Source organism: Streptomyces sp. NPDC022910 (assembly GCF_055561075.1).
Genome location: NZ_JBVHHL010000009.1, coordinates 81,365 through 95,953 on the forward strand (window position 1 = coordinate 81,365; position 14,589 = coordinate 95,953).

At 69.6% G+C, this 14,589-nt stretch carries 13 protein-coding genes and 1 pseudogene; 3 read left to right on the forward strand and 11 right to left on the reverse strand.

Going from position 1 to position 14,589, the window contains the following annotated elements:
• Positions 1–32 precede the first annotated feature (32 nt).
• From folE to ACZ3TS_RS11625, 7 genes are all read right to left on the reverse strand, one after another.
• The gene (gene folE / locus ACZ3TS_RS11595; protein WP_467616284.1) at positions 33–569 is read right to left on the reverse strand and encodes a GTP cyclohydrolase I; all 537 of its coding nucleotides are present in this window, start codon (positions 567–569) and stop codon (positions 33–35) included.
• 484 nt (positions 570–1,053) lie between these two features.
• A complete protein-coding gene (locus ACZ3TS_RS11600) occupies positions 1,054–2,079 on the reverse strand; it encodes a DUF6879 family protein (RefSeq protein WP_467616286.1) in 1,026 nt (341 codons plus the stop codon).
• Positions 2,080–2,119: 40 nt separating this feature from the next.
• On the reverse strand, positions 2,120–3,088 hold the full coding sequence (locus ACZ3TS_RS11605) for an SCO2521 family protein (protein ID WP_467616288.1): 969 nt from the start codon (positions 3,086–3,088) through the stop codon (positions 2,120–2,122).
• Position 3,089: 1 nt separating this feature from the next.
• Positions 3,090–4,073: an SCO2522 family protein gene (locus tag ACZ3TS_RS11610; RefSeq protein ID WP_467616290.1), complete on the reverse strand. Its 984-nt coding sequence runs from the start codon at positions 4,071–4,073 to the stop codon at positions 3,090–3,092.
• Complete coding sequence (locus tag ACZ3TS_RS11615) at positions 4,070–4,987, reverse strand: SCO2523 family variant P-loop protein (RefSeq protein ID WP_467616293.1); 918 nt, start codon at positions 4,985–4,987, stop codon at positions 4,070–4,072. Before ACZ3TS_RS11615 ends, ACZ3TS_RS11610 begins: the two co-directional genes overlap by 4 nt.
• Before the next feature lie 3 nt (positions 4,988–4,990).
• A complete protein-coding gene (locus tag ACZ3TS_RS11620) occupies positions 4,991–6,832 on the reverse strand; it encodes an SCO2524 family protein (protein WP_467616294.1) in 1,842 nt (613 codons plus the stop codon).
• Positions 6,833–6,904: 72 nt separating this feature from the next.
• Positions 6,905–7,702, reverse strand: coding sequence for an SCO2525 family SAM-dependent methyltransferase (locus tag ACZ3TS_RS11625; protein ID WP_467616296.1), 798 nt, complete (start codon positions 7,700–7,702; stop codon positions 6,905–6,907).
• Positions 7,703–7,971: 269 nt separating this feature from the next.
• Here ACZ3TS_RS11625 and ACZ3TS_RS11630 point away from each other — a divergent pair, with 269 nt between their 5' ends.
• On the forward strand, positions 7,972–8,505 hold the full coding sequence (locus ACZ3TS_RS11630; protein WP_467616298.1) for a GNAT family N-acetyltransferase: 534 nt from the start codon (positions 7,972–7,974) through the stop codon (positions 8,503–8,505).
• 43 nt (positions 8,506–8,548) lie between these two features.
• On the opposite strand, the gene ACZ3TS_RS11635 is transcribed toward ACZ3TS_RS11630, so the two are convergent.
• Positions 8,549–9,019, reverse strand: a complete 471-nt coding sequence (locus ACZ3TS_RS11635; protein ID WP_467616300.1) for a phosphatase domain-containing protein — start codon at positions 9,017–9,019, stop codon at positions 8,549–8,551.
• A gap of 149 nt (positions 9,020–9,168) precedes the next feature.
• Between ACZ3TS_RS11635 and ACZ3TS_RS11640 the strand changes: the two are divergent.
• Together ACZ3TS_RS11640 and ACZ3TS_RS11645 are read left to right on the forward strand one after the other, a co-directional pair.
• A pseudogene (locus tag ACZ3TS_RS11640) lies at positions 9,169–9,432 on the forward strand (peptide ABC transporter ATP-binding protein); the annotation flags it as partial.
• Positions 9,432–10,367, forward strand: coding sequence for a dihydrodipicolinate synthase family protein (locus ACZ3TS_RS11645; protein WP_467616302.1), 936 nt, complete (start codon positions 9,432–9,434; stop codon positions 10,365–10,367). The pseudogene ACZ3TS_RS11640 and the gene ACZ3TS_RS11645, both read left to right, overlap by 1 nt.
• Here ACZ3TS_RS11645 and ACZ3TS_RS11650 read toward each other — a convergent pair.
• From ACZ3TS_RS11650 to leuA, 3 genes are all read right to left on the reverse strand, one after another.
• Complete coding sequence (locus ACZ3TS_RS11650) at positions 10,364–11,557, reverse strand: sialidase family protein (protein ID WP_467616304.1); 1,194 nt, start codon at positions 11,555–11,557, stop codon at positions 10,364–10,366. The two genes, ACZ3TS_RS11645 and ACZ3TS_RS11650, sit on opposite strands and share 4 nt — an antisense overlap.
• 129 nt (positions 11,558–11,686) lie before the next feature.
• Positions 11,687–12,391, reverse strand: a complete 705-nt coding sequence (locus ACZ3TS_RS11655) for a TerB family tellurite resistance protein (protein ID WP_467616307.1) — start codon at positions 12,389–12,391, stop codon at positions 11,687–11,689.
• A 182-nt stretch (positions 12,392–12,573) separates the two neighbouring features.
• Positions 12,574–14,304 (reverse strand): 2-isopropylmalate synthase, encoded by a 1,731-nt coding sequence (gene leuA / locus ACZ3TS_RS11660; protein WP_467616309.1) that lies wholly within the window; start codon positions 14,302–14,304, stop codon positions 12,574–12,576.
• Between the last annotated feature and the right edge of the window lie 285 nt (positions 14,305–14,589).

The window sequence follows — 14,589 nt, forward strand, 5'->3', positions numbered from 1 at the left end:
GTGAAGCCGGGTCGGTCGGATCCGGCGGACCGTCAGCCGTCCAGGCCGAACCGGGAGAACAGCTCCTTGTCGCCGGCGACATAGGAGGTGTCGGTGATCGCCGTCTGGTCGGACGGGCCCCGGCTGCACATGCACATGTGCCGGCCGGTGGAGACCACCCGCGCCGCGCGCGCGCCGCCCGAGGTCATGATCTCCTCGGCGATGTCCTTCACGAGGTGCTCCTGGATCTGGAACCTGCGGCTGAACGCCTGCACCAACCGGGGGAACTTGCCCAGCCCGAGGATCCGGTCGCCGGGGACGTACGAGATCGCCACCTTCCCGTAGAAGGGCAGGAAGTGATGCGCGCAGATCGAGTAGTAGTTGATGTCGTGCACGCGGACCACGCCGGCGTGCTCGCCCTGGACCTCGACCGTGGTCTTGAGGATCGTCGAGGTGTCGATCTCATAGCCGCTCAGCAACTGGCGGTACGCGCGGACGATTCGGGGCTCGCATTCTGGCTCCCGATACCAGTCGAGTGCGCGTTTGTCGGTCGTGATGTTCTCTTCGAGCCACTCGACGATGCTGCTCACGAGCCACCTCCTGATGGACGGAATTGCGCCGTTTCCGCTGCTGTTTCATGTCTGCCTGCGGGCATTTCCGCACGGGTGGCTTTCCGAGGAATCTCCGTCCTCGTAATCGAGCCGGGTGCTCGTGTCGCTCGCGGGGCCTGTCCGGGGATCCGTTCCGCCGGAGCCCCAAGCGAGTGCGCACGTGCTCTGAACAGCAGCTTCGCGCTGACGGTGTCATGCTGCCCGCGGGCAGCACCGCCCGCAACTCAATGGAGGTGTCCGGGTGACCCGTCACCCTCTCGGGCCTGCCCCGTTTCCTGCTGCGGTGGCTTGGCCGTGAAACTCGAGGAAAGAACGCAACAGTTCTGGAAAAGAGCACGACGGCTCGAGAAAAGAACGCACCGGCAATGCGTACTGCCGCGACAGGGCATTTCCGCGGCGTCTTCCGGCCGGTTGCGAACGGAAGGTGAAGTCATGGATGAGGCGGCGGGTTACTCCGGGGCGATCAGCCGGACGCGGCGGTCGGTTCGGGCTGGTGGTCGGGCTCGTTGGGCCGAGTCGCCTCCCAGAGCACGTTGAACCGGTCGACCCGCTCCTCGACGTGCTCCCGCGTCATCTTCAACGTCGTCTTGGCGGGCGTCCCCCGCACGTCCGGCTCGGTCTCGTAGCACAACTCCCCGTCGAAGATGATGAAGTCGTTCAGCGGAGTCACCTGGGCGTTCGGCTCCAGCTGCGACTGGATCGCGATCCGCGCGTCGATGCCGAACTTGCGGTGCCTCTCGCAGAGGTTCCTCAGGCTCTCGGTGACGTCCTCCGGCTCGTCCACGAGGAACAGCCGCCGTATCTCCACCTCCCGCTTCTTGATCGCCTCTCCCTGCACCGCGAGATAGCGTTTGGCGGGCTCACTGGACCAGAAGTCCCGGTCCACGTCGGTGCTGGTGGCGTAGAGCGTCTTCTTCACGCACGTGGTGAGGTCGATCAGCCACTCGTGGTTCTCGCCCGCGCAGTCCGCGCTGCCGTTGCTGAGGCTCTCCATCAGCGAGGCGAGGCGCGCGATCTCCTCCTGGGCGAAGGTCTTCACGATCTCCGAGCCCTGCTCGCCGACCTGTGTGTACTTGCGGGCCAGCCGGGTCACCCCGTCGGAGCGGAGCACCGAACGGTCCACCTGACTGAACAGCTCGGTCGCGGCGTTGATCTTGGCAAAGCTCTCGTCGACCGCGTCGCGCATCTCCCGGTGGTGCGCGGTCAAACGGTCCTTCATCTCACGGATGCGTTTCTTCTGGTACTCCTCGACGGCCTCCAGGCGTTCTCCGAAGTCCACGAGGTACTGCACGATCAGCGTCGCGGTGCCGATGACGACGGACACGGTCCACTGCCACATCTGGCCCGCGTCCGGGTTCACCACGTTGGTCAGGAAGAACGTGCCCGCCGCCACTAACACCGTGACCAGCGTCTTGCGGAACAACCTGGATATGCGCTGCTCCTGGCCCTGTGGAACGGCCCGGACTTCCCCTGTCGGTGCTCCGCTCATGTCGGCCTCCCCCGTCGGTTGTGTCGGTCCGTGCCGCCCTTCAGCGCGCGCTCAGCGCTTCGTGCAGCAACGGAATGGCCTGGACGGCCAGTTGGTCGTGGATGCGCTGGCGCAGGGTCTGCCACTGGCGAGTGAACCCCGGCTTCTCCTCCAGCACGTCCCACAGGTGATCCAGCGCGGACTCCACGTGTGCGCGCGGCATCCACAGATGCAGCAGGTGATCGACCGCCGGACGCAGTGCCAGGACGGCCGACGGGCCGTCCACCGCGCCGAGCCGGCTGTTGTCCAGCATGTGCACGACCGTCGTCAGCAACCAGTCGTGCAGGGCGAGGTCCTCACACAGGCCGGCGGCCGCGGCGGCCGGGACGTCCTCCGGCAGCCGCAGTTCCACGGTCCGCAGCCCGTCCTCGGCCAGCGTGAAGCGTTTCAACGACGCCGGTTCGCCCTCCGGGGCACGCAGTGCGGCCCAACGCAGATGAGTCCGACGGGACTTGAAGGGCGCCTTGTGGTCGAGCAACGGATGGCGCAGCAGTTGGGCGAGCAGGCCCTCGGCGATCATTCCGAGGTCCAGTTCACCGCGCGCGCCGCCGCGCAGGACGCCGTCCGCGGTGGCCTGCATGGGGAGCTTCCCGAAGGGTTCGACCAGGCCGGGCCGTACCAGGTAGTGGCCCCAGGGGCGGCGCAGGTCGGGGCCGGTGGCCGGGGCGTTGAAGTAGGCGGTGGCCTGCAGCACGCGGCCCTCGGTGAGCGCGGCGCGGGCGGCCACCGTGCCGACGCCTCGCACCTTGGTGCCGTTCGAGGTGGGCAGCCGGCAGTCCACGCCGGTGAGCACCTCCGGGGAGAGCACGTACAGATTGGGCCGTTCGGAGACCCGGACGTGTTCGTCGGCGCGCAGCCTCAACAGCTGGGCGGCGGCCCGGCCGTCCAGCGGCTGGAAGGACGGCAGCAGACAGGTGCGCACCTCACCGCAGGCGAGGACCGGACGCGCCGACTGTCCCGAGGCCCGCATCTCAGGTCTCCCCGTGGGAGGAGACGCCCGCGGGCTCCTCGTAGAAGACGTAGGTGGCGCGCTGCGCGACGGCGGCCGGCACCGCGGCGCCCTCACGGGCGGAGCGCTCGGCGACCTGCTGGAGGGCGCCGGAGTCGACGTCTATCTGGTCGAGGATGAGCCGGACGGCGTCCTCGACGGCCAGGAAGCGGTTGGGCATCAGCGTGCAGGTGCGGTACGCGCTGAAGGGCGCCGCGGAGGCGCTGAGCTGGATCAGCGGCGGCAGCCGGTCCCAGTCGTACGGGAAGTCGGCGCCGTTCCAGGGCCGCGGGATCAGCACGGGCTCGCCGAGGTGGCGCAGCAGACCGAGGCGGGCCAGCTGCCAGACGGCGGCGAGGAACGGGCACGACCACAGGCGCTGTCCGTCCTTCTCCGACCACAGCTCGACGTCCATGAACACCGAGTGGTTGCGGGCCGCGGTCTCCTGCGGTGGCTGCCAGCCGGTGACCTCGCCCATGGCGCTGCGCGAGGTGGGGGTGCGCTGCCCGTTGGCGAGCCAGCCGGTCCGGCTGACGGGCGGTCGGGAGCCGTAGCTGCCCGGCGGCGGCGACTCGACGAGGCGGTGCCTCACGGACTCGGCAAGCTCGATCTTGTCGGCGACGGCGCAACCCGACTCCCGCGCGAGGTAGTCGATGACCAGTCCGGCCCGCTCGGCCTCCTGGAGCACCACGGGGACGAGTTCGGCGGGCGTGGAGAAGCGGGTGAAGTAGTCGTCGATGAGGAAGCAGGTGCTGATCCGGGGACGCTTGCCGCCGAGGCGACGGGCTGCCGCGGCGCGGGCGGCCTCCACCCAGATCCGTACCTCGGCGAAGTGCTCGCGCAGCCGCTCGGGCCCCGCCTCGAAGTCCTCCATATAGAGGTGGCCCAGCTCCAGGGAGAGATGGGACAACGGGAGGGACTGGGTGCGGGGATCTGCGGTGGTCTCGCGGAACACGGCCTCCGTCACGGCTGCTCCCAGAACTTGTCGTCGGTCAGCCGCCCGGCCAGCTCGCTCAGCGCCTCCCAGGTCTCGCGGTTGGCGATCTGGCTGTCGAGCACGTCCTCGTCGGTGATGAGCTGCTCGCGCCACTGCAGGACGGGTTCGAGAGGCACGGAGCCCAGCACCTGGCTGTAGCCGATGCCCGTGGTGGAGGCGAGCTGCTTGAGATCGGCGTCGCACTCGCGCATCCATGCGGACTGGGTGGGTGACACCTGCGACCACAGCGGCGACTCGGGGTCGGGCACGGCGGCCCGTACGAAGCGGATGACGCTGCGCAGGGCGTCCTCGTCGTGGCCACGGGCCACACCGCCGGCGATGATCCCGCGCTTGCCGTGGACGAGGCTCGCCGCGGCCGCCACATGTTGCCGGGTCCAGCGGTGGAAGACGAGCCAGCGGGCCTGGACGCCGCGCATCTCGCGCTGCGAGGTGGCCTCCAGGACCATGTCGACGGCGTAGCTGCGGCCGGCGCTGAGGTCGACGATGATCAGGTCGAACTCGCTGTTGAGCCGGAGCAGGAGATCCACGCAGCGGCGCAGGTTCTCCTCGCTGGTGGCGAACTCGCCGCCGCTGAGGTCGCCGGGCATGAGGACCAGACGGCCGGAGCCGGGCGGCTGGTTGCGCAGCACACGGTGCTCGGTGTCCGACCAGACGTCGATGCGGACGGGCTCGCTGACCTCGCCCTCCAGATAGGAGTGCAGGCCCCGGTCCTCTGCGGCCTGACGTGCGTCGGGGACGTCGAAGACGGCCGCCGCGGTGGGCGAGCCGAAGTCGAAGTCCAGGTAGCAGACGTCGTCACCGGCGAGCGCCCGGTGGTAGGCGAGGTTGGCGCTGGTGACGGAGCGGCCCGTGCCTCCCTTGTCGGAGGCCGCGAAGACGAGCACGGCTCACACCCCCTGGGCCGCGGCTTCGCGGGCCCGGGCCAGGGCGTCGAGCTGTCCGAGTACGTCGAGCGTCAACGAGCAGGCGGTGCCGGGCTGTTCGTCCACGAGTCTGCGGGCGCGGCGCAACTTGACCTCGATGCTCCTGAGTTCCATTCCGCGGTTGCCGTCGGTGGCCGGCGCGGGCTCCATCTGTTCGTTGCCGAGGAGGTGGGTGGACTCGCTGAGCAACGCCCGGGCGAGTTGCGTCAGTTCGGTGCTGCGGATCGGGGGCTGCTTGTACATCTGGTGGACCTGGACCATCACCTCGGTGACGCGCTCGGTGACACTCCATGAGACCGGGCCTTCGGAGTACGGCGACTCGGGGTACGCGGCGTGGACGTTGTCCCACAGGCCGGCGCCCTCGCCGTCGCGGATGCGGCGCCGCCACACGTGGCCGAAGATGTCCTCGGCGAGCCTGAGCAGCCGGTCGTGCGAGCCGAGGTTGCGGGAGAGCGTGCACAGCTGGATGGTCCGCTTGAGCAGCTGCGCCGAGAAGTCGGTCATCTTCCACTGCATGGGCGGGCCGACGCGTTCGCTGCCCTGCAGCGGAAGGGTGACGCCGGGGTTGTGCAACTGGACCATGGGGTCGTCGCTCGTCATACGGCTGGTGATGCGGCCGCGTTCCGCGAGGCGTTCCATGACGCTGACGGTGCGGGTCAGGTCGTCGTCGGTGGCCCGACGCCGCATCAGGTCGTGGACGAGGATGGCGGCGACGGAGAGGGAGAAGTACTCGGATTCGAGCTTCTGGCCCGTGGTGCGCCAGGGGATGTCCTCCAGGGGCCAGCGGTCGGTGTCGAAGCGCGCGATGCCCGACCAGAACTGCTGTGTGATCTCCCAGCGCAGTCGTAACGCCTCGGCGAGCTTCTGCTGCTCGGAGTTGAGCAGGCCCAGGGTGAGTGTGCGGTCGGAGAACAGGTCCTGGATGCCGTCGAGGGCGACGACGGTGAAGTACAGGTACGGCACGGGGTTGGCGACGCCCTCGGGCTGCGGACCGATCGGTTCGTCGGTCTCGACCTCGGGCGCGTCCCTCACGATGCTCCAGCCCCAGCCGCACTCGAAGAGCTGATTCTCGTCCTTGAGGCCCTCCTGGACGTCGACGCCGAGGACGAAGCTCTCGACGATGGCGGCGCGGAGCGGCCGGAAGCGGCGCTGGAACTTCTGCAGCACGTGGCGCTGGGACAGCCGTCCCTGGCCGAGGAGTTCGCAGAGCGTACGGCCCTGGGAGGAGTCGGTGTCGAAGACGTTGACGGTGAACGAGCGCAGCAGGCTCACCATAGCGGCGGTGAGCCGGTTGCTGGTGGCGCTGCGCAGTTCCTGGATGGTCTCCAGGACGTCGCTGCGGCGGGTCTTGGCCTCGTACACCTTGAGGAAGCCCAGCGTGGCCAGGCAGAGGGTGATCGACATCGAGTACGAGTCGACCACCCCGAGCTCACGCTGTTCCTTGGTGAGGTCCTGGTCCTTGTCCGAGGACCTGAAGTAGTAGCCCCCGGCGAAGGTGGGTCTCTTGTCGTCGCCGGTGTGCCTGCGCATGAACTGGGCGGCGGCCGTGACGAGGTTCGCGGGAATCTCCAGCCGCCCCCCGGCCTTCCTCATCACCTTCTGGACATCGTCCTGTGTGGTGTCGGGGTCGTCCAGCCGGAACGCCGGGATCTCCGTGGCCGGGTACAGGACGCAGAGCAGCCGTTCCGCGTCGGCGACGCTGCTTTCTCCGCCCCATTCACCCCATGACCACTCCCCACCGTCGAACGAGTTGCGGGCGACCGCCTGCCAGATGTCCAGCAGATGCTGGCGTGGCTTGATCTGCATCCCATGCCCCTCACACAGGCCGCGCTGCCGTCTTTTGAGGAAGAGCCCTCTTCTGTTGTGAAGATTCGGTCCTCAACCGGTCGGAATATCAGAGTCCGATTTCCGGTGGCCAAAGGCGATGATCATTCCGGAATACCCTTCACGTACGGCCGCCGACGCCTCGAGGCGGCGCACGGTGGGGAGTTCGTCCGCAAAAGGCTCCACGCTCTGGCGCACCTCCGATTCTCCCACGTCGCACGCGGGGAAGAAATGCTCGCCGGCGTGATAACCCTTCGAATGTTCCATGAACGCGGCGGCGAAGGGCGCGCCGGGGGTCAGGGCGCGCAGGAAGCACTCGACGCCGCGCCTGAACTCGTCGTGGGAGGTGGTCATCGATTCGGCGACGAAGAACATGGTCCCCATGGACCACTGTCCCTCGTGCTGCACGAGGTCGAAGAGGTCGCCCGGCTGCACCTGGACGATCTGGCGGAACTTGGCCCGCGGGTCAATGTCCCGGTCGAAGGCGTCGTACGCCTCGTGCTTGCACAGCACGCGCCAGAACTGGTCCCAGTTGTCGTCGTAGGACTTGACCTGGCTTTCGAGGTAGCGCACGTTCGCCGGTGAGCGCTCGAAGAGGGTGATGTCGTGGCACCAGGGCAACATCGCGAGTGCGGGGTAGAGGTTCGCACCGGCCCCCACGTCGATGCCCGAAACCCGTCCGGTGTTGTGCCCTCTGAAATGATCGCCGAAATGATCGCGTAGAATACGAAGGATCTCCGCGTCCTCTGCCTGTAAGTCGCGGTAATTGTGATCAACGTAGGCGATCGGGTCGAATGCGCCCCAGGACACGTCCGCATTCAGCTGAGCATCCCCCGGCGATCTGAAGGTCATCCCCTCACGGTACCGGACGGCGGGGGGCCTTAGGCACCCTCGGGGACCCGTCGCGCCGATACACAGGGCGAATCAAGTCGCAATGGGGCGCACCAGGGGCGCACCGGGGCGAATGACTTTTTGGACCTGTTCCGGCCTTGAACGGCCAGATCGTCCCGCTCAAGATGGTCGGAACTCTGTCGAACACACCCGAACGGCAGAGAGCGCGCGTCTCGCCCGTACCACCCGTACGGGCGTCAACGTGTCTTTGACTTCCCGCAGGGGGCGGCATGACTGCGTTTCCAGAGGAACGTTTCCCTTCGCGCGGCGGCCGCACCGGCCCGGCGGTCTTCCGCGACCGGGCGTTCGTCGACCGGCCCCTGACGATGAGAGGGGTGACGGAAAGAGACCTGCCCGAACTCGTCCGTGTCGACAGGGAGGCCTTCCCGGACGAGCCCTACCCCTACTTCGTGCTCCGTCAGCTGTTCGACCTGCACGGCGACTCCCTGCTCGTCCTCGCCGACGGGGAGAGCCTGCACGGCTACGTCCTGTACGTCACCACGCGGGACGGGTACCGGAGTTGGGTCGTCAGTCTCGGCGTGACGCGCGACCAGCGGGGGCGGGGGCTCGGCCGGCGGCTGATGCTCGAAGTGCTGCGCCGCCTGCGTGCCGAGGGCGTCCACGAGGTCCGGTTGACGGTGGAGCCGGCCAACGCCGCCGCGATCATGCTGTATCGGTCGCTGGGCTTCTCCTCCGACGAGGGTGTGCGCGAGCACTACTTCGGCGCCGGGGAGGACCGGCTCATCATGACGCTCGGGCTGTGAGGCTCACGGCGCGGGGGGCCGTGGGGCTCAGGCGGCCCGTCGTTCAGGCGCTGAAGTGCCGCACGTACCGCCGCTGCCACGGGGTCTCCACGGCGTGCCGGTCGTACTGGGCGCGTACGAACTCCACGGCCTCCCGCGGCGGTACGCCGTCCAGCACGGCGATGCAGGCCAGCGCGGTGCCGGTACGGCCGCGCCCGCCGCCGCAGGCGATCTCGACGCGCCCGCTCGCGGCCCGGGTCCACGCCTCGGCGAACAGCCGCCGTACCTCGGTGCGGCCGGCCGGCAGACGGAAGTCGGGCCACCGTAGCCAGTCGGCCTCCCAGGGGACTTGCGGGGGCGGCCTGCCGAGCAGGTACACGGCGTAGGTGGGGGTGGGGCCGTCCGGAAACGGCGAGCGCAGCGCACGACCGCGCACGAGCCGCCCCGACGGCAGCCGCAGGACGCCGGGGGCGGCCGGGTCCCAACCACCGTCTTCCCGGGGTTCGGTGCCGGACTTCGGATCGGGCTCGCTCATCGGTCCAGTGTCGGCCGCGGGCGCGCCACGCGCACCGTTTCGCGGACGGCGGGTCGGCCGCCCCTGCAGCAACTCGTGGCACTCACCGGGCCGGAGTTTGCGATCGAGGATGCGCCGCTCGGCCTCGCGCCGGATCCGGCCGCTCACGACGGCATCCGTACACTCGCGCCCTCTTCTCCGCCACCCCCGGTCTGCTGCACACGATCGACCCGATCCCGCTGACCGGCCCGGTGCCCTCGACGACCCGGCCGCCGAGCGGATGCTGCTGGAAGGCGGACGATGCGTGCGCAGCGGTCATGCCGGACTTCTCCGGCGCGTCGGCCGCCGGGCACCGCTTCCCCTGTCACCATCCTGTGGAGGAGGGCGAACCGACGCGCGACCTCGTACGCCCGAGCCACCCCAGGGAGCCTTGATGACCTTCCCCGCCCCGCTCACCGGTGTCGTCCCGCCCGTCTGCACCCCCCTGACACCGGAAGGCGAGGTGGACGTCCCCTCGCTCCTCAGGCTGGTCGACCACCTGGTGGAGGCCGGGGTACACGGTCTGTTCGTGCTCGGCTCGTCCTCGGAGGCCGCGTATCTGACGGACCGGCAACGCAGGCTGGTCGTGGAGTCGGTGGTGGCCCATGTGGCCGGGCAGCTGCCGGTGCTGGCCGGGGCGATCGACATGACGACCCCCCGTGTCCTCGACCACGTCGCCTCCGTCACGGCAGCCGGCGCCCGGGCGGTCGTCGTCACCGCGCCCTTCTACACCCGCACCCACCCTGCGGAGATCGCCCGCCACTACCGCCGGGTCGCGACCACCAGCCCCGTTCCCGTCCTCGCCTACGACATCCCGGTCGCCGTGCACGGCAAACTCCCCGCCGACCTCGTGCTGCAGCTCGCCACCGACGGCGTGCTGGCCGGAATCAAGGACTCCAGCGGCGACCTGGGCAGCTTCCGGGAGATCGTCACCGGCGCTCGCACCCGCCCCGAAACGAGCGGCTTCAGCGTGCTCACCGGCTCGGAGGTCGTCGTGGACGCGGCCCTCGCACTGGGCGCCGACGGAGCGGTGCCCGGCCTCGCCAACGTCGACCCGCACGGCTACGTCCGTCTCTACCGCCTCGACCGGGCGGGCGACAGGGACGGCGCCCGGGCGGAACAGGAACGTCTGTGCACCCTGTTCGGCATGGTGCGCGTCGGCGACCCGGCTCGGATGGGCGGCAGCTCGTCGGCGCTGGGCGCGTTCAAGGCGGCACTGCACCTACGGGGGGTCATCGACTGCCCGGCCACGGCGGAACCTCAGATCCCGCTGTCGCCGGAGGAGGTCGAGCGCGTGGGCAAGTTCCTCGCGGGTGCCGGACTGCTCTAGCCGGCCTCGAGCTCCCTCACGGGGATCCGCCGGAACTCGATCGTGTCGTAGGGCCCGGCCGTCCCGGTCTCGTACAGGATCCCGGCCCTCCCGCCGCGCAGCTCTACAAGGTCGCTGTAGGCCGCCCGCTTCCGGGACAGTGTCAGCGCCTTGGTGAAGGTCGCCCCGCCGTCGGTGCTCCGCCAGATCGCCATCGCCCGGCGTGCGGTGCGGACGGAGGGACCGGAGAAGAGCAACGGCGCGCCACGGCCGTGGAGCTGGAGGACGCTGCCCTGGACGACCGGGACGTCGTCCAGGGTGTGCTGCACCGCGTAAGGCCGGTCCCAAGTCTCCGCGCCGTCGCCGGAGTAGGTGTCGAGGCGGTTGCCCCGGTTCGTGCCGTGCTCGTCACGGGCACTGAAGTAGAGCCTGCCGTCAGGGAGTTGGGCCCCGCTGCTCTCGTTGGAGTTGTCGTAGCCGTCGTGGGAGTCGTCGGTGAAGCCGATGTGCCAACTGCGCCCGGCGTCGTCGCTGTAGAGCGCGTGCGCGCCGTGGTACCTGGCCTCCCTCCCGGTGTCGGACGAGCCGCCGGGCGGCGCTGCGGAGTGGTTGGCGGGCACGACGAGACGGCCTGCGTGCGGTCCGCGGGTGAGGGCGACAGCGTGGCCCGGGCCCGTCGCGTACCACCGCCAGTCCGGCCGTTTGACCTGCGCCGTGATGTCCCGTGGAGCCGTGAAGTGCCGTCCGTCGTCACGGCTCGTCTGCACGAAGACGCGGCGGCTCTGCCCGGGCGTCGCCTCGCCCCGCATGATCTGCGCCTCGGTCACTGCACCACTGTTGTAGGACGTGACCAGGACGATCCGGCCGGTGCGCGGATCGACCACGGGCGTGGGATTGCCCCGGGTGTCCCTCTTGCCGGCCGCGACGACCCGCAGCGGGCCCCAGGTGCAGCCGCCGTCCGAGGAGCGCCTGAGGACGACGTCCACGTCGCCGCTGTCCGCCGCCCCGTGCCTGCGCCCCTCGGCGAAGGCGAGCACGGCTCCCTTGCGGGTCGTGACGACCGCCGGGATCCGGAAGGTGTGGTATCCGCCGCGCCCCGCGGTGTAGGGCACGGAGGAGGCGCAGCCGGGGGCCGCCGAGGCGGGCGCGATGGCCGTGGAGGGGGTGAGCAGCACGGCGGCGGCGAGGAGGGCGCGGCCCAGAGGTGTCATCCCACTCCCTCAAGAGCTGGCGTCCCCGAGGGACGGTGACCTTGTCGGTCACATGCTCCCCACGGTCACCGCGTCCGACCCCTGCACCGCCCGCGCCTCACCGGAGCGAGTGACGGGGCCGTGTCGGACCTAGGACGGCGTGCGCGCCGCCGCCAGCAGACGGGTCACATCGTCCGCGCAGATCGTCAGGGCCGCGCCCACGGTGGCCAGGACGTCGCGTTCCGCGGGGGTGTAGGGGCCGTCCGCCAGGGCGATGCGGGCGCCCTGGAGGAGGATCGACTCGCGGCCCGCGGGGGCGAGGTGGGGGGCGAGGGGGTCCAGGGCCTCGTGAAGCTCTATCGCCAGGCTCGCGCCACCGGGTTCGCCGCAGACGCGGCCGGTGTCGGCGGCCAGAGCCTCGACCAGGGCACCGAGCCCGTCCCCCGTGCAGTCGTCGAAGCCGGCGGCGCGGACGGCGGCGGCGGCCGTCTCCAGGGACGTACGGGAGCAGGTGCCGCCCGCGGCGAGGACCGCGAGGGCCACCGTGTGCACCGCGTCGCGGAGCATCGCCGAGAAGCGGGTCGTGGTGGGGTGGTCGAGGACGTCCATGCCGTAGTGGTGGCCGCAGGCCGCGCACTCCACGGCCGGGCCCACGCTGCCGCGCGGCAGGACCGGGACCCCCACGAGGGTGAAGCGGCGGCGTCCGGTGAGCCGCTGGTAGTTGCGGTCGCCCCCGCAGCCTGGGCAGAAGAACTCCCCGTCACCGACCGCGGTCCACGCGGTACGCATGCCGAGGACGTGCGCGACACGGCTCTTACGGACTCCTCGGCCGTTGCGTCCCCGTCCTGGCAGCACGTCGCACCTCCGTCACGCCGCGGCAACATCGCCGCGCTGGCGTGATGTTAGCCACATTGTTGATGCGAAGTCAGTACCCCGGACGAGACCTCTCCGTGATCTTCGCCGGAAATGGCTGGTCCACGACGCGGCCCCGCCCGCCCCAAAGGGCGGACGGGGCCGTGAACCTGCCGGTCAGACGGTCAGCGGGCGGTGCGGTTGACCGCGGAGACGACCGCCTTCAGCGACGCACGTGTCGTGTTCGCGTCGATACCGATCCCCCACAGGACCTTTCCGTCGATCGCGCATTCGATGTACGAGGCGGCCTGCGCGGAGGCGCCCTCGCTCATCGTGTGCTCCTGGTAGTCCAGCAGCCGTACGTCGATACCGATGGACTGCAGGGCGTCGAAGAAGGCCGAGATCGGACCGTTGCCGGAGCCGGTCAGGACCGTGTCGGCGCCGTCGACCGTGGCCTCGACCGTGAGGGTGTCCACGCCGTCCGTGTCCGTCGTCGACTGGCCCGTCTTCACCTGGATGCGGCCCCACGGGTTGCCCGGGTTCGGCAGGTACTCGTCCTGGAAGACGCTCCAGATCTCCTTCGGCGTGACCTCGCCGCCCTCGGCGTCCGTCTTCGCCTGAATGATCTTGGAGAACTCGATCTGCATGCGGCGCGGCAGGTCCAGCTTGTGGTCGTTCTTGAGGACGTAGGCGATGCCGCCCTTGCCGGACTGCGAGTTGACGCGGATGACCGCCTCGTAGGAGCGGCCGACGTCCTTCGGGTCGATGGGCAGGTACGGCACCGCCCACTCGATGTCGTCGACGGTCTTGCCCTGGGCGGCCGCGTCGGCCTCCATGGCGTCGAAGCCCTTCTTGATGGCGTCCTGGTGGGAGCCGGAGAAGGAGGTGTAGACGAGGTCCCCGATGTACGGGTGGCGGGGGTGGACCTCCATCTGGTTGCAGTACTCCCACGTACGGCGGATCTCGTCGATGTGGGAGAAGTCGATCTGCGGGTCGACGCCCTGGGAGAAGAGGTTCATGCCCAGGGTGACCAGGTCGACGTTGCCGGTGCGCTCGCCCTGGCCGAACAGGCAGCCCTCGACGCGGTCGGCACCGGCCATCAGGGCCAGCTCTGCCGCCGCGACCGCCGTGCCGCGGTCGTTGTGCGGGTGGACGGACAGACAGACGTACTCGCGGCGGGAGAGGTTGCGGTGCATCCACTCGAAGCGGTCCGCGTGCGTGGACGGGGTGGAACGCTCCACGGTGGCGGGCAGGTTGAGGATGATCTCGCGGCCCGGGCCGGGCTGCCAGACGTCCATGACCGCCTCGCAGACCTCCAGGGCGAAGTCCAGCTCGGTGTCGGTGAAGATCTCCGGCGAGTACTGGTAGCCGAACGCCGTACCATCGGCCTCCGGGCCCAGCAGCTTCTCCGCGTACTCCATGACCAGCCGCGTGCCGTCGACAGCGATCTGCTTGATGTCGTCCTTGGAGCCGCGGAAGACGACGCGGCGGAAGACCGGGGCGGTCGCGTTGTAGAGGTGGACGTTCGCGCGCCTCGCGCCCTTCAGGGACTCGACGGTCCGCTCGATCAGGTCCTCGCGGGCCTGGGTCAGCACGGAGATCGTCACGTCGTCCGGGATCGCGCCCTCTTCCTCGATGATCGAGCGCACGAAGTCGAAGTCGGTCTGGCCGGAGGCCGGGAAGCCGACCTCGATCTCCTTGTAGCCCATGTTCACCAGCAGGTCGAACATCGCGCGCTTGCGGGCGGGCGACATCGGGTCGATCAGGGCCTGGTTGCCGTCCCGCAGGTCCGTGGAGAGCCAGCGCGGGGCCTGGGTGATCCGCTTGTTCGGCCACGTGCGGTCGGGGATGTCGACCTGGTCGTACGGACGGTACTTGTGGATCGGCATGGACGTGGGCTGCTGGCGGTTCGCCATGATGCGTGGGCTCCTCGATAAGTCCGCGTGTCCGGAAGGACGGCCGACGGCGCAACGCCAAACTCCGCGGGGAGGGGGTCGGCCTCGACTACAGGCCCTCGCCGCGGCAGCTAAGGAGGAGCAGCCCGAAACGCATGATGCTCCGCATGCTAGCCGAGCCGCGCCGGATACGAAGGCCCGTATCAGTATGCGGGACCGGGGAGACAATTCGAACAAAAAGTACGCAAGGTCACAATCACCCCGCGGCACCGGAACCTCATAGGGCTTCCTCATAGCACTTCCTCA